This window comes from Couchioplanes azureus (assembly GCF_014648355.1).
In the GTDB taxonomy this organism is placed as follows: domain Bacteria; phylum Actinomycetota; class Actinomycetes; order Mycobacteriales; family Micromonosporaceae; genus Actinoplanes; species Actinoplanes azureus.
The window spans coordinates 84,896-108,535 of sequence record NZ_BMQY01000013.1 but is presented as its reverse complement, the minus strand read 5'-3'; the positions used below and the strand labels follow the sequence as shown (position 1 = coordinate 108,535).

The following is a 23,640-nucleotide window of genomic DNA, read 5'->3' as shown; positions in this document are numbered from 1 at the left end:
CGCCGGCGCGATCGGCATGCTGCTGGCCCTCGTGCACTTCGCCGGCGTACCCGGCAGCCGCTGAGGGGTACCGCACCGCCATGGTCCGGACATCCGGTCGGGCCTACGGGCGGGCGCTCAGGCAGTCGATGACGGCGCGGGGCCGCACCGGAGACTAGGCCGGTCAGAGCTGCACGGGCCAGCGTGGCGCGGGAGTCGGCGCGCGCATCGCGACGTTCGTCATCGTGGTGCTCGGCGTGGCGGCGGTCGGGATGCTCGAGGCGGTGGTGGCGGGTCACCAGTAGCGGACGTCGGCTGGCCCGGCGCAGGACAGCAGGTGCTCGGTGTCATGCCTCTGGGTCAATGCCTCGGTCGATGTGCCCGACCCGCCGGGCATTGCTTGTTCCACAGAAAAGGCACACCACCCAGTCTCTGAGTTCCCCATCGGCTTCCTGCCAGACCCTGCTGGCGACGTTGCTCTCCTCCTCTCCACAGAAGTCGCAGTCGGCCCACTTGCCCTCCAGGCGCCGCATCGCTCTCAGCGGCTCGCCTGCACGGTTCTGGTAACCGAGCCAGCCGCACCGCGCGCATTCCCACCAAAGCTCCGGCCTCCGAGGTGGCGTGCCTCCCGGAGGACCCACGGCGAATGGATGCAACGACGTCAGAGCCGTCAGCTCATGCCGCCACTGCGGACACACGGCCACCATTCGGTCCCCTTCGAACCGCCCTTGACCACTGCTCGTGTGCAGTGGTCTCCAACCCGGAGCCCCGAAGAATCTCACATCTAGTGCCGTGACCACGAACCTTCACGGTGTTGCCGCCCGGCTCCGGGTCACCGAGGATCCGGTCCACCGATGGGAGCAGGCCCTGCGCACCGGACAGAGCCGGTCCGCGCTGCCGCCCGGCGGGTACTTCGGCACCGGGGTCGACAGCGGGGTCATCGCGCTGTTCGACGTCGATGCGGTGAATGCGGTAGGCCGTGCCGAGGACCGAAACGCCACACGGTTCGACGTCCCGGGCGCCGACCGGCCGGTCCGCGTGCACGACATCATCCCTGGCGCCGATGCGGTGGCGTTCGAGTCCGGCCTGGGTGACGGCTCGTACCCGACGTGGGTCGGCAGGACCACCGCCGGTCGCGTCGCATGTTTCGTCGTCGATCTTCTGCTGCTCGCGCCCCGATCGTCGGCCAGCTAACACTCCCGGGCCCTCTGGGTTACGCCCTGCCGTTCGGTCAAGCGGTGATGGGGAGGCGTCGGGTCCGGTCAGCGGTGACAAGGCCGGCAAGTGTCCTTATCCGGCTGGGCTGGGGGAGGGGCCGTCGAGGAGTTCGTCGAGCTGATGCTCGGTGCGGACCACGAGCTGGGCGCGTTCGGTCTCGTCGAGCTGCTCCCAGGTGCTCCAGAACTGGCCGAACGCGGCGCTGAGCTCCTCGCCGTAGACGTTCGTCATGGCGGTCTCGCGCAGATCGACGTGTCCGGCGTAGCCGGACAGCTCGGGCAGGTCGGCGCCCTGTAGCCGGGCGGCCTGCGATTCGATGAGCCCGGCGCCGGCCTGGACCGCGCTGTAGATGGCGGTCATGACCTTGGTGGCTTCGGCCCACATGTCCAGCATTCGGCACACCTCGATCGCGGCGACGCCGTAGCCGACCACGGCGCCGATACCCGTCTCGGCGGTGACGGTGCCGGCCGCAGCGGAGATCCCGGCAATGATCGCGGCGTCCAGCATGCCTTTGACGAAGCCGGTCGTCGCCTCGCAGGCGTTCCACACCCCGTGCGAGATGGTCTCGAACTGTCCGGCGATCTGCCGCATCGGGTCCACGAGGTCCTCGATGCCTGAGGCCAGGCCGGTGAAATGCGTGTAGGCGGTGTCCGCGGCGCGGCCCTGCCAGGATGAGTGTACGGCGATGGCGCCGCCCTGGACGTTGTAGCCGAGATCGTCGAGGGCGTCGGCGGCGTACCCGATGGCCTTGCCCGCTTTGGCGAAGGACCGCCAGTCACCGAGGAAGTATTCGGTCACTTTCTCCAGCGGGTTGAACCCGAAGACGAAGTCGAAGCCTTTCAGCGCCCAGTGCGACACGCTGATGTTGTCGAGGAACCCGAGCGGGTGGGAGTACTCGACGTCGTCAACGGGCTTGAGACGCCCGGACGGCTCCCGCGAGTCGGCAGATCCCGGCGCGCACGGGTTCGCCGCCCACGCGTTCTCCAGTGCGGTCGGCGTCGTGACGCACCGGTCCGGCAGGGTGGCGTCGACACGGGCGGCGGCCGCCAGATCGGTCTGCCGGTAGTACGTCACCGCGTTCGCCAGGCCCTGCTGGCTGGCTCGTGTCGCCTTCGAACTCGCAGTCATCGGTCGCGGCTGTTACGTCATCGACCCTGGTCAGGCACCTGCTTGAGCTCCACCTATGACCCACGCTGTCGGTGGGTGCTGGCAGTGTCGTGCCCGCCGGCACCACCAATCACTTATGGATCATCCGTCCCGGCGGTGGACGTCGCCTCGCGCCTCGACTGCAATACGTTCAGCTCGGGCATAGTCGCAGAGATGGCGGGACAGCGTCCGCGCATTCGAGAGACGACCGGGACTGGAAGAGACCTGCAACAGCAACGGGGCCCCGTTGCCGTTCCGGGATCCGAGCCGGGTGGGCGCGGCCTCTGACACAATTCTCGTATTTCGCACATTAGCCTGCACGGCTGACGATACCTTTTGCGACCAGATCAGCATCTCGTGAAGAGGAAGCCGCAGCGTTGCCCCAGTCGCTCGTCGAGTTCGCGAACCCGGTCACGATTGTCGCCGCGGGCCTCATGCTCTGTGCGCTGGTCGCGGCGTTGCTGCGCCGCAAGGCCAAGCCGGCCGTCGAGGCCGCTGGCCGGGTGGTGCTCGAGTGGGTGCGACCACATCTGCCTGTCGGCCTGCGCCGCGTGGCCCGCCGGTGGTACGAGCGGATCGACCCGGCTACTGCCCGCTCCATCCTGGTGGCGGCGATCGCCGCCGGCATCGCGTGGTCGGCGGCCGAGACCCTGCAGCTCGTCGGCGCGGTCACCGCATCGATCTCCGCGATCCTGTCGGTGCACCTGAGTTCGCACGCCTCGGTGCGGGACGGGGCGCAGCGCTTGGTCGGCACCCTTGCCGGCATCGGGGTCGCGGTGGGCGTGTGGGGCATGGTCGGCCCGAGCCCTGTGTCGATAGCGGTGATCGCCGGGTGCGGGCTCGTCGTCGGCCGGCTGTTGCGCCTGGGCGACGGCGCGGTCACCGTGCCGGCGACCTCGCTGGGCGTCCTGGTCGCCGGTAGCGCCGTCACCGAGACCTTCGTCTGGGACCGGGTCGGGGCGACGGGCCTGGGCATCGTGGTCGGCGTGATTTTGTCGCCGCTGGTGGGTGGGATGACGCCGTGGGAACGGGCTCATTGCGAGCTGGCGCACCTGTCCACCGAGATCGCGCGCCTGCTCGGCGACCTCGGGGCCGGAGCGGCTCGTGGGTACGGCCGGGACCAGGCCGCGCAGTGGTTGGCGCGGTCCCGCGAGCTCGGCGAGACCCTCGGCGAGGCGGTCGACGCGGTGGAGGAGCTGGACCGGCAGGCCCGCTGGTCGCTGACGACACCGCATGCCGAGGTGGCCCCGGTGCACCACACGTTTCGCATCCTCGAGCACGGGGTGCACCAGGTGAACTCCGTGGCCCGTTCGATGTTCGATGCCGCCGTGACACCGCACTGTCCCGGCGTGCCGGACGACATCGGGCCGCTGCTCACGGCCGCTTCGGAGGCGTTCGCCGCACACGCCAAGCTGGAGACGGATCCGGACGCTGACCCCACGCAGGACGCCGACAATCTCGAAGACCTGCTCGACGGTATGCGCGAGGCGCGACGGCGGACCCTGCACAGGGTGCGCACTCAGGTCTCCGACACCGGGGTACTGGTGCTCACCGGCTCGATCATCACCGACATCGACCGGATGGCAGGGTCCCTGGAACGATCGGCACCGGCGCTCACCGTCGGTGCGCGAGAGACAGGCCCGGGAATTCCGGCGGTCTCGGAGGTCGTCCCCGCTGTCCGTAGCTTCTGGGAGAGGGCATCGATCACGAAGGCCAGGCCCAGCAGAGGTGGCCGACGGCTGGACCGCTCCGCACGTACCGGTAAAACGACAGCCAATTCGCAAGCTTCCGTAGCATCACGATGGTCATACCGGCGGACAGGCCGCTGAAGTCGCGGCCGGGTCTTGACGTGTGCCTGCGCAACACGATGGAACCTCTGTCCCAAGTCCACCACAGTGGTGTCGGTTGCCGCATGCGGTTCACCGATTCGGCGAGAGATGCGGCGACATCAGGCCGGGAGAAGTCCCACACCATCAGCAGCCCTTGAGGTGTCGTCAGCGTGACGCGTCCGTACAGCATGATCGGCAGCTGGCGGTTGTTCTTGTACCGGCGGTCCGGACCGCCCGACCTGTTCGCGTACTGCCAGGTCGTGCCGACACACTCCGAGTCGGCCGATGGGGTTTCCGTCTCGACGAACCGTTGCGGCTCGGGCATGAGATTCGCCTTCTACGGACGCGTATCCACCGAGGACCAGCAGGATCCGCAGGCATCCAAGTCGTGACAGCTATCCCGTGCCCGCAGCCTGATCGAGCCGGCCGGCGGAGAGATCGTCGCGGAGTTCTTCGACATCGGCTTGTCCCGCTCGCTGCCGTGGAAACGGCGTCCGGAGGCGCTCCGGCTGCTCGACACGATCAAGAGCCCGAGCCGCGGCTTCGACGCCGTGGTCATCGGCGAGCCGCAGCGTGCCTTCTACGGAAGTCAGTTCGGCATGACTTTCCCGATCTTCGTCCACTACGGCGTCGGCCTGTGGGTGCCGGAAGTCGGCGGCGCCATCGACCCCGGTTCGGATGCTCACGATCTCGTCATGGTGCTCTACGGCGGCATGAGCAAAGGCGAGCGCAATCGCATCAAGATTCGCGTCCGGTCGGCGATGAAATCGCAGACCGAATTGGAAGGCCGGTATCTCGGCGGGCGGCCACCCTACGGTTACCGGCTCACCGACGCCGGACCACACCCCAACCCCGGCAAGGCTGCCGACGGCAAGCGACTCCACAAGCTCGAGCCCGACCCGGTGACCGCACCGGTCGTGCGTCGCATCTTCCAGGAGTACGTCTCCGGGCGCGGTATGACGACGATCGCCCGCGGTCTGACGCAGGACGGCATCGCATGCCCGTCGGCCTACGACCGTGAGCGCAATCCCCACCGTCACTCCGAGGTCTGGGAGACGACCGCGGTCCGTGCCATCCTGCTCAACCCCCGCTACACCGGTCGCCAGGTCTGGAACAAGCAGCGCACCGACGAAGTCCTCATCGACGTGGAGGACATCGCGCTCGGCCACGAGAACAAGCAGCGGTGGAATGACCGGAGCGAATGGGTGTGGTCCCAGCAGGAAGCGCACACGCCGATCATCACGCCCGACCTCTACGAGCGCGCACAGGGCAGGACCAAGATCCGCGCCACTCACAGCGACGTCGGTCGGGCGCCTCGCCGCAGCGTGCGACCGTATCTGTTCCGCGGCCTCATCACCTGCGGGCTCTGCGGACGCAGCATGGTCGGCAACCCCAACCATGGCCGGCTGTACTACCGCTGCAAGGCATCCCGCGACTTCGTCCGACAGCACGAGGTCGCCCATCCGCCGGTGCTGTATCTGCGCGAGGACGCCATCGTCGAACCGGTCGACCGCTTCCTACACCGGGAGCTGAATGGGGGCACCCTGACTGCGAACCTCCGGAGCCTCGCCGACGCTCACTACCGCGCCCAGCTCACCGCGCACCAGGCTCAGGACGAGAGCGACCAGCTTCGCCGGACGATCGCCGACTGCGACGCCAAGATCGAGCGCTACCGGGCCGCCCTGGAGGCGGGCAACGACCCCGCCCTGATAGCCAGATGGATCAGCGAGACGACCGCCGTCCGGGCTGCCGCCACCGTGGCACTGCGCGCCAGTGCGACACCGCCGCAACGCCTCAACGAAGATCAAATAGGCGCGATCGTAGAGGGCCTCGGTGGTTTGCTCGCGCTCCTCCGCGAGGCTGATCGCCGCGACAAGGCGGAGCTGTACAGCCGCGTCGGGCTCAGGATGACCTTCAAGCCGGGCGCAAAGACACTGAAGGCCGAGATCGTGTCTTCCGATCTCGGCCGTGTGCTTAATGTGTGTCCGAGGATCAATACTATGGATACGCACACAGTGATCGCCTCCCGCGAGCTGTCATGTGCGGTCTGATTGGCGGTGCGCCAGCTCGCTCGCCGTTGAGGGTGGGGCCTTGGCGCCAGTCGAGATCCCGGTACGGTCCGTTCCTGAGGTGAAGTCCATACCGGCTTGCGGGTCAGACTCCTTCGAGGACGAGGTTGCGGCGGACGATGGCGACGCCGCATGAGAGTAGGAGAAAAACTGCGATCGTCGCGATTCTGAGCCACGGTGTGTCCGTGATTCGACGGTCGACGGCGATGGAGATGCTGATGCCGAGGCTGAGCCCGGTGATGAGGCACAGGAAGGCGGTGATGGCGCGTTCGGGGTTGGTGTACTGCGACCACAGGCCGATCGCTCCGAGGAGGGCGGCGCCGAAGCTCAGACCGGTGAGTCCGGTCAGGGGAGCGGCGAGTCTCAGGCGGTGTGAGGTCTTCACTCCTGATCCTGCCCGGGTTGAAGTTCCGGTGCGGCACGCAGGTCTTCGGCCGCGCGTTCGTAGCTGGCACGCTCTTCGGGCGTCATCTGCTGTTGTTCTTCCTGAGCCTTGGCGGCTGCTGTGGCGAGGGCGTCGCTGTGCCAGGGGAAGTCAGCCGCGGCGCGCAGGGTGGCCTCGCCGTTGATCACCGTACGGGCGAAGGAGCCGAGCGGATCGTTCTCGCCTCGGGTGGTGGCGAGGTGGCGCAACAGTGCCCGGGCGAGTGGCTGTTCGGCGATGTCACCGTTCATCGTCGCGGGATGCTCCTTCGTCTGATCAGTATCCGGCGGGGTGCCGGTAAGGCTGGGTCTGTGGCAGGTCGTCGACGGCGAGCTTGGCTTCGACGGACTCGACCGTGCCGGCGATCGCCTTGATGAGGTTGTCAGCCGTGCCGAAGAACCGCGAGATCTCCTCGTACAGCTTGTAGGCCTGGTAGATGTAGTATCCGGCAACGCTGTAACCGACCACCGGCCCGATGATCGTCTCGATGGTGGCGGTGCCGACGGCGCCGGCCGCGTTGATGATGATCAGAATATCCAGCAGTTGACTCATCAGCCCGCTGACGACCTCGAACAAGTTCTTGGTGGACTCGGCAGCCTTGGTGTAGAGGGCGTGGTACTCGGCGCACGCGCTCTTGAGGCCCATCGCCGCGCCGCCGAGCTTCAGCTGGTATTCCTGCTCGGCCTCGGCGGCGTTGCCCCGCCAGACTGTCGCCACGTCCTGGGCCCCGGTAACCAGGTTGCGGCCGATGTCGTGGCAGGCGCCGCCGATGTGTCCCCAGGCGACGGCGCAGTGCACATAGGCGTTCCAGTCGCCGCTGAATTGCTTGGCCCATCCTTCGAACGGGTCGTAGCTGAACAGCCAGATGCTGACCTGCCGCAGCCAGGCTGACGGGCTGATCAGGTCGGCGAGCGGGTTGATCGACCACATCTCGATCTCGGTCGCATATTCCGGGTTGTTCAGGTGCGATGTCGGCTCGGCGACGTCGGTGAACGCCGAGCGGGGAGCCTGCGGCCACAGGTCTGGACGGCCTTGAGACAAGGTGCCCCGCACCGCGGCAGCGTCTTTGGCGCCGGGATAGCCGGCGTCCAGCCGGGCGGCAGCACCGGCGTCGGTGTGGGCGTAGTCCTTTTGGGCGGCGTTGATCTGGGTGCCGGTCTCCTGCGCCAGTTCTGAGAGCTTGCGGATGGCTTTGACCATGTTCGCGTATGCCTTGGCGTGCGGACCCAGCAGCACCATCAGGTAGCCCTCGGCTGTGATGGACAGGTCGCAGTGCCGCTTGGTGTAGTCGACGGCTTGCGTCGCGTCCTGCGAGGCGCGTACCAGTTGGTTGTACAGCCCGTTCATGCCGTGGGCATCGCAATAGAACTCGGTCATGTGGTTCTCCCCGCTGAACCGGCCAGGTTAGGTGATCATGGTAAGGCCGGCGCCAGGAGCCCATGACGTCCCGGTAAAGGGCGATAATTGCGTCGGTGCTGGCGGGAATCCTCCGCCTCCGGGTGTCCCCCGGGACACCCGAGAGTCGGCCGGATCTGGTGCTGGCGGATCGGGCCTACACCTCTCGCGCGAACCGCAGCTACCTGCGCTGGCGCTGGATCAGAGCCTGCCTACCGGCGAAGCAGACCAGGACGCCCACCGCCTGGCGAGGGCTTTCCGGGGCGGAAGCTCACCCGCGGTCTGCGGATAGCCCGAACACGAGCTCATAGGCGAGTACTGCGTTGCGCCCCTCGGTCGGGTGACGTCTGCAGTTTGAGCTGGTGCCCGGGTCTAGCGTTGTCAGCAGACGCTTCGCGTCGGACCAGTCAAGGTCGGGTCGTCATGACAGTTCGCTTCGTAGCCGGAGTAACGACCGGCTCGCTTTCGCAATGGGCCATTGCGCAGGGCAAGGTCGGTCCGCGACGCTTTCGGCCGGTCGAGAAGGAAGGGATGTGGTTTGCGTTCTATGGCCGCATCTCGACAGTCGACTATCAAGACCGTGGCTCGTCGCGGCATTGGCAACTCACCGCGGCAACCGAATTGATCGCCGGACACGGGCACATCGCGGTCGAGTACTTCGATGTCGGCGTGTCGCGGCGGACCGCGTGGCCGGACCGGCCGGAGGCGGCACGCCTGCTGAACGACCTGTGCGGCACCAACCGTGCGTTCGACGCCCTGGTGGTCGGCGAGTACGAGCGGGCGTTCCAGGGTCAGCAGCTTGACCAATTGATTCCGCTGCTGTGCCGGCACGGCATCGCTCTGTGGATGCCGGAAACCTACGGCCCGATCGACTGTGACATTCCCCGACAGCTCGCCTTGCTCGATCTGCTCGGTGTGCGTTCCCAGCGTGAGGTCGCCAAGGCCCGATACCGAGTCGTTGCGGCGATGCGTGCCCAGACCGAGCTGCAAGGTCGCCACCTCGTTGGCCGACCACCCTACGGGTACCGGCTGGTCGACGCCGGCCCACACCCCAACCGCGCCCACGCCGCCTGGGGCCGGCGCCTGCACCGCCTGGAACCGGACCCGTGCACTGCTGCGACCGTACGGTGGATCTTTGCCCAGCGGCTCGCCGGGCGCAGCGTCGCCCGGATCGCCCGGCAGCTCAACGAGCGTCGGGTGCCGTGCCCGTCGAGGGCGGACCGGCGCAGGAATCCGCATCGCAGCGGCACGGAATGGATGCTCACCACCGTAGCGGCGATCCTGGCCAACCCGCGCTACACCGGCCGCCAGGTATGGAACCGGCAGCACACCGAGCACCACGACGGCGAGCCCATCCACGGGCTCACCCGCCAGCGCGACACGCAGCGGTGGACCCTCGCAACCCAATGGGCGATCTCCGCGAGACCAGCTCACCCCGCTCTGGTCAGCGAGACCGACTTCATCACGATCCAGCAGATTCATACAGCGCCGGTTCCCGCCGACGGCACCGTGCGCAGCTACGCCCTGACCGGGCTCGTGTTCTGCGACATCTGCGGCCGCGCCTTCGACGCCCACTGGACCCACGGCCGCGCCGGTTACCGCTGCCGGCACGGCCGCACCAGCGCCTATTCACCAAACCCCGCCCGGCCGCGCATCCTCTACTGCCGCGAAGACCATCTCATCGAGCTGCTCCAGCGCAACCCATCCCTTGCCCGGACGCACCCGCGACTCCGACACGCCAACCCGGCAGCCATCGCTGACGAACTGCGCCACCACCACATGATCCTGGTCGGCGACCACGACGGCTGGATCGTCGAAACCGACGACACCCGCATCACGCTCACCGCCGCGCTACCTGCGGCCCTATACGCGAAAATCCCCGCCCAACGGGACGGGGATCAGCGATGAGGTGAGCAGCTCTCACCACTCGTGTGGAAATACTGTGTCCGAGATCAACACCTGGGATAAGCACACTGTGATCGCGTTCGAGGAGCTGGCTTGTAGTCCCTAGCTCCGTTGCGAAACCCCTGCGCGGCAAAGCTGAAAGTACGACCATGGCAGCGCGGGCGGAAGCCACCCGGAAGGCACCGAGGTGCGTCCAGCGGATCGGCCACCGCCCGCGCACCGCAGCCTTGGTCAGGAACGAGAAGTCTGTCTCATTGTTCTGGATGAAACCACCTTGCGGGTATGTTGTCCATCTGCTGGCAGAGATCCCAATTGGCGGGGCGCATGCGCGGATCGCGCCATTTGGCGCCCGCCTTTATCCAAGCTTCCCTGAAGCGGACAACGGCCGGAAGTATCATATCCTGATAACCGAATTCGACACCGCAGCAATCGCAGATATCGAACGAGGGAGTTTTCCCGTCATCCCCCCAAGGTGGGTCCGCTTGATAAAGTCCGCAAACTCGGCATACGAGCATCTCACTGGGCATTGAAGTAGTCCAAGTTGGTCGGAAAACCGTGTTGTTCTGGATCGGGCTTGTAGAAGGTTCGAGGCGTTCCGTCCTTCGTCATGACGCCGAAGTAGTCTGTCTCAGGATCAAACCGGACTACGTCGCCGTTCCAATCTCGGACCTTAGTAAGGGTTGTCGGCGTCGGATTGTCGAACCAGTCTCTCGCCTTCCTTGCATACTGAAGAGCATTCTGGACATCAGGGAAGTCCTTGCCATGGTCTTTGTAGTGCCCAAAGGCGTTCTCCGCTGATGTCCTGTTGCTCCTCGCCGTCCAGATCGGATCACAGCTACTGTTGTGGACCAGCACTGGAGTGTTGCCTGCCATCACATAATACGTGTGTAGCCGGTCAACTGTGAGGTTGTACATGGTCATGCTGCCGGTGAAGTTATGCACCGACCGCACATGGGTCGCTGCGCCGCCAGGACTGCTCAACCTTGTGTCGGTGACAAGATCCTGCGCATCCGTCCAAACCTGCTGTTCAGGTGTCCAGAACGGGTGGTGCGGAGTCGTGTGCACCACGGACCCGTCGGTCAGGGTCAGGTCCGTTAGTTCCGTGTCGGTGTGGACATGTACGGCGGTCACCGCCTGTGCTGCGGCTGCTTGACTGGCCGGGTCGCCAGCCAGCACCTGCTGTCCAGGCCGAATGTCCTTGATCGCGATGGTGTCGCCATTGGCCAAGAGGACCCGGGTGTCAGCGCGGAAGCTGTCGAAGCAGTTTTCGGCGCGCAGCCCTTTTCGGAACTCGAAAAAGTCGGCCAGCGTCGAAGCAAGGTCGGCAGCTGTCGTCACATCCTCGACGAGGTCTTTTAATCCCTCCGACAAGCAGTCTTCTGAGAAAGTCGATGACAGCTTGCCGCACCAGGTATCGAATATTTCCGTCTTCGCATCTTGGCGCAGCGTGCCGTCGCTGTTGTAGTTTCCCTGCCCCTCAACTGCCTTCTTGATAATCAAGCGCTCAAAGTCGTCGGCCGTGCACATTTCCTCCGGTTCGGCGTCCCAGCATTCGATGTCGCGCCAAAGGGAGTCTTCGGATTTGTTCTTCAGTGCTTGTTCGGCCAGCAGATCAATGCCCTGGCAGCCGTCTACGCACAGTCCGCTCTGTGGGTCCCAGACCAGCCCTAGGCCGGTCTCCGACAGCCAGTAGGCGTCGCCTTCCTTGCCGACGGGAACGTAAGCAGTGTCATTTGAGATGTAGAAACTGTCGTCGGCCCCGGTGTACCCCTCGTTGACCAATCCGGCGTGGATTCGTCGAATTGTGGTGGAGGTGCCGTCGCTGTCAAGTGTGTAAACGTCGTATTTTGTGGTCGCGATGCCGGTGTTGATCTTCGTCCATGGAGTGATGGTGGAGGTTTCGAGCGTCCCATTCTTCGCAAGAAGTGCGAGGGTGGATGGTTGTCCCGGAACGTTTACCTTGACGTAAAGGGCAGCACTTGCTGAGGCCACGTAGCTGGTCTCGACGCCGTTCGGCAGCGTGGTGCTAGTCGTCTCAGGAGTGCCCCCGATAGGCAGCGCTGATATCTTGCCGCCGGTGTCGGCCGGGGTCAGCAGCGCGATGGTTTGCCCGTTAAGCAGCCAGACAAGGGCTTTGTCGCCCATCTCTTCGGCCGCCATGCTGGTCCCGGGCGCGATGCCTTGAGCCACAACGTTAGTGACTCCGCTGTGGAGGCCGTACTGATACAGGGTGCCCGAGCTGCTGAGGGTGTAGAGATATTTGCCCGCGATGGTGGATTGGCCGGTGTATCCGCTGATGCGGCGGGTGGAGCCGGTGACAGGGTTGACCGCGCGGACACCGCACGAGTCCTCACTGATGTAGATCAGCGAGCCGTCGTTGCCGATGATGCGCGGGTAATTCAGGATGACGTCGGCGCCACGCTCTCCGTCGCGACACCCGGTGCTATTGCTGCCTGCCACAGTCAATGTGTTGCCTGTGTACAGGTTCGTCGTGGAGATCTGTGAATTGCTTGCGGTATAGATGAAGTCTTTGACTACGGTGAGCCCGTAGCGGGTTCCGGGTAGGGTGGCGACCTCCGTGACGCCGGCAGAGGGCATCAGGAGAAGCGAGTCCTTGGTCGGATAGAACATGCGGGCGGCGGCGCTGATGGTGGCGAGACCTTGCTGGTCGCTGGTGTAGAGGCGGGTGCCATCACTGGCGATCCCGTTGACGAGGGCGAGCAGGTCGTCGCGGTGGGCGCCGTCACCAGCGATCAGCTGAGTGCTGCCATCGGCCTTGCTGATGCGCAGGATGGTCTCGTTGTGGGAGCGTGCGTAGATGTAGCCGCCGACAGAGAGCGGGGCGTTCCACAAACCGCTCGGGACTTCGAAGGTCTGTCGCTCGGGGTTATTGCCAGTGGCGTCGAGGCGGTGAAGTCGTGCGGAGTAGTCGAGGACCCAGACGTGCGCGTTGTCCGCGGCGATAGAACCTGTGATCCGCTGGCTTCCAAACAGTGCCGTGGAGCGGCCACTTTCCAGGTCGTAACGCCAGAGTTGGCCTGCTGCGTCGTTGCGGTATAGGTAGCGGCCAGCGATGGCAACGCTCCCTGTGTAACCGGAGGGAATGTAACGCCAAGATCCAGTCTTGGGGCTGACGGCGTACATGCCGCAGGAACCGGCGACAACATAGACCAGTGAGCCGTCGTTGCCCACGACCCGATGGCCCGACGAGCATGGTCCCTTCGGCATGCTTGCAGGCGCGCCGCCGGCAAGATCGACTTGCACAAGGTCGGTGCCGTTGCTGGTGTAGGCGTAGGCGTGACCATCAGTCTTCAGTACGGTCACGCCATAGCTCGTCTGGCTCGGGCCGAACCGCTGAACCGTTCCGGACGACAAGACAGGGCCGGCCGCTGGCGGGGCATAGCTGCGGGTGGCAGCGCTGATAACGGTGAGACCTTGCTTGTCGCTGGTGTAGAGGCGGGTGCCGTCGGTGCCGATACCGGTAACGTCGGCGGGCAGGTCGTCGGCGTGGGCGCCGTCGCCGGCAACAAGCAGCGTGCTGCCGTCGGCTTTGCTGATCCGATAGACGAAGTCGTGAGACGAGAGTGCGTAGATGTAGTCGCCCACCGACAGTGCGCCGTAGTGCAGGTTGGTAGGCAATTCGAAAGCGGCGTCTTCGCTGCTGGTGGTGAGATTGCGGCGGTGCAGTTTCGCGTAGGAGTCGAGGATCCAGATGTGGGTGTCGTCGGCGACGATGGTTCCCTGGATCCGCTGGGTTCCGAACAGGTTTGTCCTTTGGCCGGACTGCAGGTCGTAACGTGAGACCTGGCCGGTCGAGCTGTTGTTGTAGAGGTAGCGGCCGGCGATGGAGATGCTGCCGTTTCCGGCAGGAATGTATCGCCGGGATCCGGTGACGGGATTGACTGCGAATGTGCCGCAGTCGTAGTTGGCAATGTAGATGACTGTGCCGTCATTTCCCACGACGCGGGTGTTCTGCGTGCAGGTGTCGTTGTTCGGCAACGTCTCCGATTCGCCGGTGGCGATATTCACCTTGACCACGTTTCGGCCATTGGCGGTGTAGGCGTAGCCATTCAGGACGGTGACACCCGTGCTGGACTGTGTCGGCCCGAACCTCTTCACCGAACCGGACGACAACACGGGGCTGGCCGCGGGAGCCGCGTACACCTGCCACCGGAAGGAGGTGTGACCGATTCGACCCTCGGCGCTGGTCGCGGTCACTGTGACCGTGAACTCGCCGGCGGCGCGGGCGGTCCCAGTGATGACGCCCGTGGCCGGGTTGATCGCCAGACCGTCCGGCAGGCCGTCGGCCCTCCAGGACAGCGGACCGACGAATTCGGCGACGGCAAGAGTCAGTGCGGGCGCCTCTTTGTCTTGTTCGAGGGGGGCCGGCGCCGGTGTGGGCAGGGTTAGGCCGGCGGGATGTCGGCGACGGTGCCGCGGGCCTCGATCTCGTCGATGAGGGTCCAGCCGCCGCTGCCGTTGACGGTGACGCGCACGAAGCGGGCGGCCTCGTTCAAGCCCACCGCGCGATACGAGCGCACCTGGTCGGCCATGGAGACGTAGGGCCGAGACACCAGGGCGACATCCGTGAACTGCTCCCCGTCGGTGGACAGGGAATAGCTGACCGTCAGGGGCAGCTGAATGTCGTCGGCTTGTGCCTGCAGCCAGGTGCTGTTGAGTTCGGTGACGGGGCGGCTGACGCCCAGGTCGACGGTGAATGAGTAGTCGCTCTGGTTGTGGCGGCCCTGCCAGGCCAGCCCGGCGGCTGACCTACCGTGGACGCCATCGGTCAGCGGGAAACCGCCGTCACTCGGGTAGGCGGGATCCGCTGGCGTGCTGGTCGTGTACGTGCATCCGCTGTCGGTGTTGTTCTGCCTGCACGCGGTGTAGTTGACGGGCGCCTCACGCGTCGCGAGGGTGGTCGCCGTAGCCTCGGCGCTCAGTGGAGATTCGAGTCCGTCGGCGCCGATGGCGGTGATGCGGTAGAGGTAAGTGGTGGTGTCGTCGAGCTGGCGGTCCCACAGGCGGGTGCTGGTACCGGTGGTGGTTACGCGCTCGCCGTCGCGGTAGATGCGGTATCCGGTCGCCCCCGGCACCGGCTTCCAGGAGAGCTCGACCGTCTGCATCTCCGTGGCGCGTGCGGTGAGGTCTGCGGGGGTGTCCAGGACGATGGTCCAGGTGAACGAAGTCTGGTCGGTGCGGCCTGCGGCGTCGGTGACGCTCGCGATGACGGTCGAGGCGGCACTGGCGCTGACCGGTGATCCGGTGATCAGCGCGGATACGGGGTCAAAGGCCAGGCCGGAGGGCAGACCTTGCACGGTCCACGTGTGCGGCGCGGTGCCGCCACCGGCGGTCAAGGCGAGATGCGCCTGCTGACCAACCAGGGTGCTCTGTGCACCAGGGTTGATCACGGTCAGGGCTGGCGCCACGGACCAGGCAAATGTTGTGCTGGAGGTGCCGCCGGCGGCGTCGGTGACCGTGACAGCAGTGGTCCAGCTTCCCTCGGCGGTCGGTGCACCGGTGATCTCGCCGCTAGCGGGGTTGAGGCTCAGCCCGGTGGGCAGCCCGGTCGCGGTCCACTGGTAGTCACCGGTGCCGCCGGTGGCGGCAAGCTTAAGCGTGGCGGTGACGCCGATGGTGACGGCCTGCGCTCCGGGACCGGCGAGCACCACGGGTCCGGCGACGTTCCAGGTGAACGATGACGTGGCGGTACGACCAGCGGCATCGACGACGGTCGCGGTGACGATCGTCGTGGTGGCGGTGGTCGGGGCGCCGGAGATGACACCAGTCGAAGTGGCCGCCAAGCCGGCGGGCAGGCCGTTGACGATCCACGTGTACGGGGCGGTCCCGCCGTCAGCGCTCAGGGCCACGTTCATGATGGCGGCTCCGGCGGTGCTGTTGCGCGTGCCGGGGTTGATGACGGCGATGGGAGTACCGACGGTGAGCGCGAAGGTCACCGTGTTGGTGATCTTCAGGGCGTCGGTGACAGTGACGGTCACGTTCGCGGTGGCCGCGCTGGTGGCGGTGCCGCTGATGAGGCCGGTGCCGGGCTTGATGGTCAGTCCGGTGGGCAGCCCGGTGGCGGTCCAGGTGTAGGGGGCCTTGCCGCCGGTGGCGGTCATCTGCTGCGACATGGCGACGCCGGTGGTGGCGTGCACCGTGCCGGGGTTGGTCAGCTCGGGTGCGGCGGCGATGGTCCAGGGGAAGCTGGTGGCGCCGGGGGTGCGGTTGGTGTCGGTGGCGGTGACCTTGGCGGTGTAGGCGCCGTTGGTGGTCGGGGTGCCGGTGATGATTCCGGTGGCCGGGTCGATGGTCAGGCCGGGGGGAGGCCGGTGGCGGTCCAGGTGTAGTCGCCGGTGCCGCCGGCGGCCTTGATCGCGAGCGGTGTGATCGGTATGCCGAGGCCGGAGCCGCGGCTGCTGGGGTAGGTGACGATCACGCCGGTGGCGAAGTTGAACGAGACGGTGCCGGTGATGCCGTCCTTGTCGGTGACGGTGACCTTCGTGGTCTGGCTGCCGGCGGTGGTGGGGGTGCCGGAGATGACGCCGGTGGCGGCGTCGATGGACAGGCCGGTGGGCAGGCCGGTGGCGGTCCATCGGTAGGGGGTGGTGCCGCCGGTGGCGGTCAGGGTCTTGGAGTAGGCGACGCCGGTGGGGCCGACCTGGCCACCGGGGTTGGTGATCGTGATCGGCGCGACGATGTTCCAGGTGAACGACGCGGTGTGGGTGCGCTGGCCGCTGTCGGTGGCGGTGACGCTCACCGTGCTGGACGCGACGGTGGTCGGGGTGCCGGAGACGACACCCGTGGCCGGGTCGAGAGACAGGCCGGCAGGCAGACCGGTAGCCGACCACGTGTACGGGGCGACGCCGCCGGTAGCGGCGAGCGACACAGTGGCGGGGTTGCCGGTGGCGTCGGTGCGGGTGCCGGGGTCGGTGACGGTGACCGGGGTGGCGACGGTGACCGGGACGGTGATGGTGGTGGCGATCTTCGCGGCGTCGGTGACGGTGATCAGCACCGATGCGGTAGCGGCTGCGGTGGTGGCGGTGCCGGAGATCAGGCCGGTGGTGGACTTGATGGTCAGGCCGGCAGGGAGGCCGGTGGCGGTCCAGGTGTAGGGGGTGGTGCCGCCGGTGGCGGTCATCTGCTTGGACACGGCGATGCCGGTGGTGGCGTGCACGGGGCCGGGGTCGGTGACGGTGGCGCCGGGGGCGACGGTCCAGGGGAAGCCGGTGGAGCCGGCCTTGCCGGCGGTGTCGGTGGCGGTGGCCTTGACCGAGTAGCTGCCGTCGACGGTGGGGGTGCCGGTGATGACGCCGGTCTTGGCGTCGATGGCGAGCCCGGTGGGCAGGCCGGTGGCGGTCCAGGTGTACTCGCCGGTGCCGCCGGCGACCTTGAGCGCGAGCGGGGCGATGGGGGTGCCGGTGTTGCTGCCCCGGCTGCTGGGGTAGGTGACGATCACGCCGGTGGCAAAGGAGAACGACACCATGCCGGCGACACCGGTGGTGTCAGTAGCGGTCACCTTCGTCGCGTAGCTGCCGGCGGTGGTGGGGGTGCCGGAGATGAGACCCGAAGCCGCGTCGATGGCCAGGCCTGGCGGCAGGGACAGCGCCGACCAGGCGTAGGGGGCGGTGCCGCCGGTGGCGGTCATCTGCTTGGCGTAGGCGACCCCGGTGGGGCCGACTTGTCCGCCCGGGTTGGTCACCGTCACCGTGCCCGCCGCGGATGCGGGCGGGACGGCGATGAAGGGCGCCAGCAGCGCGAGCACGCAGGCCAGGGTGAGTGTCGTGAGCTGGCGTGACCGCCCGCCCGTGCGTCCACTCGCCGGCACCGCGAACGTGCGAGGTTCCTGCCGCAGCATCTGCAACCCTTCGATAACCAATAGATGACCGAACGGTACGGATTTGCGGCATACGCCTAGCAGATGCAATCGACCGGATACGGCTCCTCCGGCCCGGCGTGCAGCGGACATGCAGGGCAGAATCCGATGCCCGAACGGCTGACCGCGAAGCCACTGAGCCGCACCACCACGCACTGGTGTCACAGCAACCCCGGGAGCAGACCCGCCGAAGCTGGTGGCGGCCTGTGCGTATTCAATGTCTCGCCGCAAGTCCTCAAGTTCCGCGAATTGACATCGCTGATGGATAGCCTCCGGCGCAACTCGCAGCCGTGCCAGTCAGACGTCGCGATCACTGCTGATCAGCTGCCGTCCAGCAGCGGTCAGGCGAATCCGTCCGGGCGAAGTCAGTGCGGGGGAGTCCAGGACGGGGGCGGCCTTGACCCGGTAGCGGTCAACGGGAGCCGGGACGATGGCACTTTGGCATGGCGATCGAGTCGACTCCCGGCTGACGTGGCTGTCCTGAGGCATCGATCGTCCGCACACCGGCCGCTGACCCGCATCCTTAGGCGGCCTGCTGACTGAGCTCCGCTAGGGGATGGTGGCCGGGGCAGGCAGAGTTCCGCCGACGGCCAGAGTGGCTCGCTTGTAGCGGGGTCGTGTGCCTGACTACTGCGTCGGAGGGCGACTTGCATACCCATAGCAGCGACCTGCGAGTATGAGTTGCGGGCGACTCACGCACACCGCAAAGACGCAGCTCACGCCTTGATCGATTGTGTCCGAGGATCAACACTCGAGCTAAGCACACGGTGATCGCTTACCGAGAGCTGGCGTGCGCCATGTGACAAGCGTTGGCGCTCATGGCTTGTCTGGCCATCCGCTCATAGAGGGCCGAATAGCCGCGTCCGCGACCATGCCTCGCCCGATCCACTTGGGATCTCAGTGTCTTCAAATCTTGGAAGGAGTGTCACTCGCCGGGGGTCGGTGTTTCGTTTCTTTGCTGCCGTGCTGTCGCTTCACATCTTCCACCACACAGTGGAGTTGCCAGCTTCCTCACCGTTGATACGGTCACGATCTCCTGTCAAAACGTCCGGGGATGTGCATGACCAGCGCTGTCGACTCCATCATCGACGAATTTGGGTTCGTCGCCGACTACCTGCCCGGCGTTCGGGGCCACGCCGTCCTTGCCACTGGACTCGATGTAAATGGGAACGAAGCACTAGCCGTCTGGCGACTGGGTCCAACCGGAAGCCTAAGCGGAGCCTGGATTCTGTCACTGGAAGCCGCCGAACAGGACCGAACACACCTCAGTGCGGTCATGGGCACGCTATTGGGCCGCAGCCTCGTCGGCTGGACTGAGGACGCTCCGGCGCGGGCGCTGAGCACGGTCGCACACCTACTTTCGGCAAGACTCGTCGACGCGTTCACGGCCAGCATCGCCGTCATCCCTGATCTGCTGAACGAGGTCAGCGAGCACCGGACTCGGTACACCGCCGCCGTGGAAGCGCACCGGATCGCCACAAAGTCGAAGCTGGTTCCCTTGGCATGGGCATGCGGTCTACCAGCCGACCCGGACGCAGCCAAGAGCGCCGTCTTCCTCCAGCCTTCATTCGCGAACTCGCCGGTAGCAGCGGCCGCCCTTGGGGTCGTCGGTTCCTTGCGCCGCGCGGTAGAGCTATGGCAAGACACGGAGCAGGTCCGCTACCGCCGTTCATACCTGCGATCACTGGGCGAGCCGCAGCGTCTTCCGCCTCGATGGCTGGCGCACCTGCGCGCCACCGAGTCGGCAAGAAGTCGTCAGGACTGAGGGAGTCGTGGTGTACGCCGTTATCGACGTGGAGACGACCGGTCTCCGGACCAGCTGGCATGATCGGCTCATCGAAGTCGCGGTGATCCGTCTCGACGAGCACGGTTGCGTGCAGGACCAGTGGTGCAGCCTCGTCAACCCGAACCGCGACTTGGGGCCGCAGCACATTCACGGCATCTCGGCGACAGAAGCACGTCGGGCGCCCGCTTTCGCAGACTTGGCAGGAGACCTGGGCCGCCGGTTGACCGGCCGCGTGCTGGTGGCTCACAACCTCCGCTTCGACGCCATGTTCCTCACCGCCGAATATGAGCGAATCGGCATCACGGCACCCGTGGACGCCAACGCCGGCCTCTGCACGATGCAATTGGCAGCGCATTTCATCCCCACCGCGTCCCGCAGCCTGCACGACTGCCGACGCGCCGCGGGCCTGCCGGCGCACAAGGCCCACTCCGCACTGCATGACGCCCAAGCCGCAGCGGACTTGCTCGCCTACTACCTCACCGCCGCAGGATCCCCGCCCCCATGGGCTACCACCGTCGCACAGGCTGCGACGATCCAGTGGCCTGACCTGCCGCTCTCAACGGTGGTGCCCGTACAGCGGACCTCTGCCGAGCAGCGACAAGAGCACTTCCTCGCCCGTCTCATCGACCGGCTTCCCCGACAGCGAGAACCACGCGCGGACGCCTACCTCGACCTCCTCGACCAAGCCCTCCTCGACCGGCACATATCCGCCACCGAAGCCGACGCCCTCGTCGACACGGCGGAGACGCTAGGACTGGCCCGTGCCGACGTTGTCTACCTGCACGAGCAGTACCTCAACCAACTCACCTGCGTCGCCCTCGCCGACGACCTTCTTACCGCGGCCGAGCGACACGACCTCGACACCGTGGCCCTCCTACTCGGCCTGCCCGCCAACTCAGTAGATCAAGCACTGACCGCGGCCGGCACACCAACGACTCAGGTCGGCAACGTCCTCGCCCGCCAACTGTGGCAGCTCCAGCCAGGCGACCTTGTCGTCTTCACCGGCACCATGACTCCACCACGCGACCAGTGGCAGACGCAGGCGGTCGCTGCGGGGCTCCAAGTCGGTGACAACGTCACCAAGAAGACCAAGCTGCTCATCGCTGCGGATCCCGACTCCATGTCAGGGAAAGCCAAAGCCGCCCGCCGGTACGGCATCCCGGTTGTGCACCCAGCCGCCTACCAGCAGATGCTGGGCGCACTAGTGCCGTAGAACGGTCCGATTGATTGCCTACAGTGCACTCCGAGGAATCGTCGCCTCGCCGCCATCTTCATCCGGCCGAGCGCTTGAGCTGGCCGATTCCGCACTGAACCAAGAGCATCGCGCCGGATCAGTCAAGGTCGAGGGCGTTATGACAGTTCACCTCCCAGCCCGAGCACCGAGCGGCCCGTTATTGCAATGGGCCGCGGTACAGCGCAAGGTTGGCCCGCGACGCTATCGGCCGGCCGAGAGCGAAGGGCTTCGGTTTGCGTTCTACGGCCGGATCTCCACGGCCGACCATCAAGACCACGGCTCGTCGCGGCACTGGCAACTCACCGCGGCAACCGAGCTGACCGCCGAACACGGTCACTTCGTCGCCGAGTACTTCGACGTCGGCGTGTCGCGGCGGACCGCGTGGCCGGACCGGCCGGAGGCGGCACGCCTCCTGGGCGACCTGTGCGGCAGCAATCGAGCGTTCGACGCCTTAGTGGTCGGGGAGTACGAGCGGGCGTTCCAGGGCCAGCAGCTCGATCAATTGATCCCACTGCTGCGCCGGCACAGCATCACTTTGTGGCTGCCTGAAACCTACGGCCCAGTCGACTTCGACAATCCCCGCCAGCTCGCGTTGCTCGATCTGCTCGGGGTGCGTTCCCAGCGGGAGGTCGCCAAGGCCCGTTACCGGGTCATTGCGGCGATGCGTGCCCAGACCGAGCTGCAGGGTCGTCACCTCGGGGGCCGACCACCCTACGGCTATCGGCTGGTCGACGCCGGACCGCACCCGAACCGTGCGCATGCCGCCTGGGGCCGGCGTCTGCGCCATCTGGAACCGGACCCGTGCACCGCCGCGACCGTACGGTGGATCTTTGCCCAGCGGCTCGCCGGGCGCAGCGTCGCGCGGATCGCCCGGGAGCTCAACGAGCGTCGTGTGCCGTGCCCGTCGAGGGCGGACCGGGACAGAAATCGGCATCGCAGCGGTACGGCATGGATGCTCACCACCGTAGCGGCGATCCTGGGCAACCCGCGTTACACCGGCCGCCAGGTCTGGAACCGCAGCACATTGAGCATGATGACGCTGAGCCCGTCCGGAGGCTCACCCGGCAGCGGGACACGTTGCGGTGGAACTCTGCGACTCAGTGGGCGATCTCTGCGGAGCTGGCTCATCCCGCTCTCGTCAGCGAGGCCGACTTCGTCACCGTCCAGCAGATTCACACTGCACCGGTTCCGGCCGACGGCATCGTGCGTCGCTACGCCCTGACTGGGCTTGTGGTCTGTGGCATCTGCGGACGCGCTCTCGACGCCCACTGGACCCACGGCCGCGCCGGCTACCGCTGTCGGCACGGCCGTACCAGCGTCAGTTCACCCAACCCGGTCCGGCCGCGCATCCTCTACTGCCGCGAGGACCATCTCGTCGACCTGCTCCAGCGCAACCCCACGCTCGCCTGCACACACCCACGACTACCACACGCCAGCCCGGCAGCCATCGCTGACGAACTGCGCCACCATCACATCGTCCTGGTTGGTGACCACGACGGCTGGATCGTCGAAACCGAGGACACCAGGATGCCGCTCACCCCCGCACTGCTTCCTGCGGCCCTACACGCGAAAATCCCCGCCCAACTGGACGGGGATCAGCATTGACGTGAGCATCTCTCACGACTCGTGTGGAAATACTGTGTCCGAGGGGGGACTTGAACCCCCACGAGTGGTACGGATACCACAAGGGCATCCATTCTCATGTGCAAAAGTGTACTTCTCTTCCGCCAGTCGGCCCCAGCCGGATGGGCCATCACTAAGACTCTGAGGCACTACCTGCCGCTACGGAGCCCGGCTTTACGGCCGGGAAGAGCACGCTGGTGGGAGGCGTCCAGCACCGCGGCGATGGGCCTCTACCGAGCCCTACCCCGACGGCCGGGAAATGGGACGCCAGCGGCGCCGAGGTGGAACTGCTGCAGCTGCGGGCCATGAGCAGGAAGTGGGCTGGCCGGCCTCTGCTGTGCTACCAGGGCGCCAGGCGGCTAAGGAGTCCGGCCCTTGACGGCCGGGAAGAGGCCGGGCCAGGTCCGAAAGGGTGGCTTGAGCAGCGCGCCGCTACGGAGCTCGGCCTTAACGGCCGGGAAGAGCGAAGGATCGGCCCTATCTCGGTATCGGCCAGGAGGCGCCGCTACGGGAGCCCGGTCCTGACGGCCGCGAAGAGTCCCCGGAGCCGTCCCACACGTTGACCGCGTTGATGCCGCTACGGAGGCCGGCCCTGACGGCCGGGAAGAGTCGGCTGCCCCGTGGTCGACGTGCAGCTCGTGAAAAGCCGCCTCGACGCGGGTATACCGGTTCGGGTGACAACTTCGACCCAGTGATTTGGGTCAAGGCCATCGATTAGATGGATTCAGGTGTATCCGTCGCCGTCAGGAATGGATCCGTTTCACCGGTCTGAGCTCGGCGCAGCTCCGCCGGCTGGTCTGGTTGGTCGCGCGCCGCCGCGGTGATGACGTCGCCGACGGCCGTCCGGGTCGGCCCTGGGCTTCGGACCTGGCGGATCGAATGGTGATGGTGGCTGTGTACTGGCGGCGAACTTGACCATGCGTCAGCTCGGGCCGCTGTTCGGAGTTTCGCCAGCTTGGGGAGCGTGGCGAGGCGGGGGAGCGTAATAGCCGATCATCCTCAAGCCGCCGCGACCGGTCCGCGATGCGGGGCCAAACAGTCAATCCCGGCGGCTGCACTAGTTGCCCGGGGACTGTGGTGGCGGTTGTGCTGGGCAAATACGAGGCATGGCACAACTGCCCACGCTCATCCTGCGGCGAGCTGACCGCGGCACCCC

Annotated in this window: 17 protein-coding genes and 1 pseudogene; 11 read left to right on the top strand and 7 right to left on the bottom strand. The window is 66.4% G+C overall.

Features of this window, described 5'->3' with window-relative positions; genetic code table 11:
* Positions 1-771: 771 nt before the first annotated feature.
* Positions 772-1,173, top strand: coding sequence for a DUF4241 domain-containing protein (locus tag IEY99_RS31170; RefSeq protein WP_189207684.1), 402 nt, complete (start codon positions 772-774; stop codon positions 1,171-1,173).
* A 96-nt stretch (positions 1,174-1,269) separates the two neighbouring features.
* On the opposite strand, the gene IEY99_RS31165 is transcribed toward IEY99_RS31170, so the two are convergent.
* Positions 1,270-2,325 (bottom strand): hypothetical protein, encoded by a 1,056-nt coding sequence (locus IEY99_RS31165; RefSeq protein WP_189207683.1) that lies wholly within the window; start codon positions 2,323-2,325, stop codon positions 1,270-1,272.
* Between the two features lie 395 nt (positions 2,326-2,720).
* On the opposite strand from IEY99_RS31165, the gene IEY99_RS31160 reads away from it, so the two are divergent.
* The 3 genes from IEY99_RS31160 to IEY99_RS31155 all read left to right on the top strand — a co-directional run bounded on the left by IEY99_RS31160 (position 2,721) and on the right by IEY99_RS31155 (position 6,223).
* Positions 2,721-4,172, top strand: coding sequence for an FUSC family protein (locus tag IEY99_RS31160; protein ID WP_229799416.1), 1,452 nt, complete (start codon positions 2,721-2,723; stop codon positions 4,170-4,172).
* Between the two features lie 170 nt (positions 4,173-4,342).
* Positions 4,343-4,564 (top strand): hypothetical protein, encoded by a 222-nt coding sequence (locus tag IEY99_RS34685; RefSeq protein ID WP_229799415.1) that lies wholly within the window; start codon positions 4,343-4,345, stop codon positions 4,562-4,564.
* Positions 4,565-4,636: 72 nt separating this feature from the next.
* Entirely contained in the window at positions 4,637-6,223 is a 1,587-nt protein-coding gene (locus IEY99_RS31155) for a recombinase family protein (protein WP_229799414.1), read from the top strand.
* 103 nt (positions 6,224-6,326) lie between these two features.
* Here IEY99_RS31155 and IEY99_RS31150 read toward each other — a convergent pair whose 3' ends face one another.
* Genes IEY99_RS31150 through IEY99_RS31140 form a run of 3 tightly spaced genes read right to left on the bottom strand, consistent with a single transcriptional unit; the run spans position 6,327 to position 8,042 of the window.
* Positions 6,327-6,626: a hypothetical protein gene (locus IEY99_RS31150; RefSeq protein ID WP_189207682.1), complete on the bottom strand. Its 300-nt coding sequence runs from the start codon at positions 6,624-6,626 to the stop codon at positions 6,327-6,329.
* Positions 6,623-6,916, bottom strand: a complete 294-nt coding sequence (locus IEY99_RS31145) for a hypothetical protein (RefSeq protein ID WP_189207681.1) — start codon at positions 6,914-6,916, stop codon at positions 6,623-6,625. Before IEY99_RS31145 ends, IEY99_RS31150 begins: the two co-directional genes overlap by 4 nt.
* A gap of 25 nt (positions 6,917-6,941) precedes the next feature.
* Entirely contained in the window at positions 6,942-8,042 is a 1,101-nt protein-coding gene (locus IEY99_RS31140) for a hypothetical protein (protein WP_189207680.1), read from the bottom strand.
* Positions 8,043-8,483: 441 nt separating this feature from the next.
* Between IEY99_RS31140 and IEY99_RS31135 the strand changes: the two genes are divergently transcribed.
* The gene (locus IEY99_RS31135; RefSeq protein WP_229799413.1) at positions 8,484-9,968 is read left to right on the top strand and encodes a recombinase family protein; all 1,485 of its coding nucleotides are present in this window, start codon (positions 8,484-8,486) and stop codon (positions 9,966-9,968) included.
* A 513-nt stretch (positions 9,969-10,481) separates the two neighbouring features.
* On the opposite strand, the gene IEY99_RS31130 is transcribed toward IEY99_RS31135, so the two are convergent.
* Positions 10,482-13,994: an outer membrane protein assembly factor BamB family protein gene (locus IEY99_RS31130; RefSeq protein ID WP_189207679.1), complete on the bottom strand. Its 3,513-nt coding sequence runs from the start codon at positions 13,992-13,994 to the stop codon at positions 10,482-10,484.
* 377 nt (positions 13,995-14,371) lie between these two features.
* Positions 14,372-16,087, bottom strand: coding sequence for a putative Ig domain-containing protein (locus tag IEY99_RS31125; protein WP_229799429.1), 1,716 nt, complete (start codon positions 16,085-16,087; stop codon positions 14,372-14,374).
* Between the two features lie 10 nt (positions 16,088-16,097).
* On the opposite strand from IEY99_RS31125, the gene IEY99_RS35025 reads away from it, so the two are divergent.
* Entirely contained in the window at positions 16,098-16,226 is a 129-nt protein-coding gene (locus tag IEY99_RS35025) for a hypothetical protein (RefSeq protein ID WP_268245159.1), read from the top strand.
* A 52-nt stretch (positions 16,227-16,278) separates the two neighbouring features.
* On the opposite strand, the gene IEY99_RS34670 is transcribed toward IEY99_RS35025, so the two are convergent.
* Positions 16,279-17,823: a putative Ig domain-containing protein gene (locus IEY99_RS34670; RefSeq protein WP_229799412.1), complete on the bottom strand. Its 1,545-nt coding sequence runs from the start codon at positions 17,821-17,823 to the stop codon at positions 16,279-16,281.
* 1,078 nt (positions 17,824-18,901) lie between these two features.
* Between IEY99_RS34670 and IEY99_RS31105 the strand changes: the two genes are divergently transcribed.
* The 5 genes and pseudogenes from IEY99_RS31105 to IEY99_RS34660 form a co-directional block, all read left to right on the top strand.
* Positions 18,902-19,606, top strand: a complete 705-nt coding sequence (locus IEY99_RS31105) for a DUF6218 family protein (protein WP_189207677.1) — start codon at positions 18,902-18,904, stop codon at positions 19,604-19,606.
* 10 nt (positions 19,607-19,616) lie between these two features.
* The gene (locus tag IEY99_RS31100) at positions 19,617-20,840 is read left to right on the top strand and encodes an exonuclease domain-containing protein (RefSeq protein ID WP_229799411.1); all 1,224 of its coding nucleotides are present in this window, start codon (positions 19,617-19,619) and stop codon (positions 20,838-20,840) included.
* Positions 20,841-20,979: 139 nt separating this feature from the next.
* The gene (locus IEY99_RS31095; protein ID WP_229799410.1) at positions 20,980-22,083 is read left to right on the top strand and encodes a recombinase family protein; all 1,104 of its coding nucleotides are present in this window, start codon (positions 20,980-20,982) and stop codon (positions 22,081-22,083) included.
* Positions 22,065-22,466 (top strand): recombinase zinc ribbon domain-containing protein, encoded by a 402-nt coding sequence (locus tag IEY99_RS34665; protein WP_229799409.1) that lies wholly within the window; start codon positions 22,065-22,067, stop codon positions 22,464-22,466. Before IEY99_RS31095 ends, IEY99_RS34665 begins: the two co-directional genes overlap by 19 nt.
* A 750-nt stretch (positions 22,467-23,216) precedes the next feature.
* Positions 23,217-23,434: pseudogene (locus IEY99_RS34660) on the top strand (transposase family protein); the annotation flags it as partial.
* Positions 23,435-23,640 lie beyond the last annotated feature (206 nt).

What these genes read in the sequence shown, in the direction of transcription:
- IEY99_RS31125 (WP_229799429.1), bottom strand. Translation starts at nt 16,087, where the DNA reads ATGACCGCCACCGGCGGCAAGGCCCCCTACACCTGGACCGCCACCGGG.
- IEY99_RS31145 (WP_189207681.1), bottom strand. Translation starts at nt 6,916, where the DNA reads ATGAACGGTGACATCGCCGAACAGCCACTCGCCCGGGCACTGTTGCGC.
- IEY99_RS31095 (WP_229799410.1), top strand. Translation starts at nt 20,980, where the DNA reads ATGACAGTTCACCTCCCAGCCCGAGCACCGAGCGGCCCGTTATTGCAA.
- IEY99_RS31140 (WP_189207680.1), bottom strand. Translation starts at nt 8,042, where the DNA reads ATGACCGAGTTCTATTGCGATGCCCACGGCATGAACGGGCTGTACAAC.
- IEY99_RS31135 (WP_229799413.1), top strand. Translation starts at nt 8,484, where the DNA reads ATGACAGTTCGCTTCGTAGCCGGAGTAACGACCGGCTCGCTTTCGCAA.
- IEY99_RS31165 (WP_189207683.1), bottom strand. Translation starts at nt 2,325, where the DNA reads ATGACTGCGAGTTCGAAGGCGACACGAGCCAGCCAGCAGGGCCTGGCG.
- IEY99_RS31105 (WP_189207677.1), top strand. Translation starts at nt 18,902, where the DNA reads ATGACCAGCGCTGTCGACTCCATCATCGACGAATTTGGGTTCGTCGCC.
- IEY99_RS35025 (WP_268245159.1), top strand. Translation starts at nt 16,098, where the DNA reads ATGGCGACGCCGGTGGTGGCGTGCACCGTGCCGGGGTTGGTCAGCTCG.
- IEY99_RS34670 (WP_229799412.1), bottom strand. Translation starts at nt 17,823, where the DNA reads ATGCTGCGGCAGGAACCTCGCACGTTCGCGGTGCCGGCGAGTGGACGC.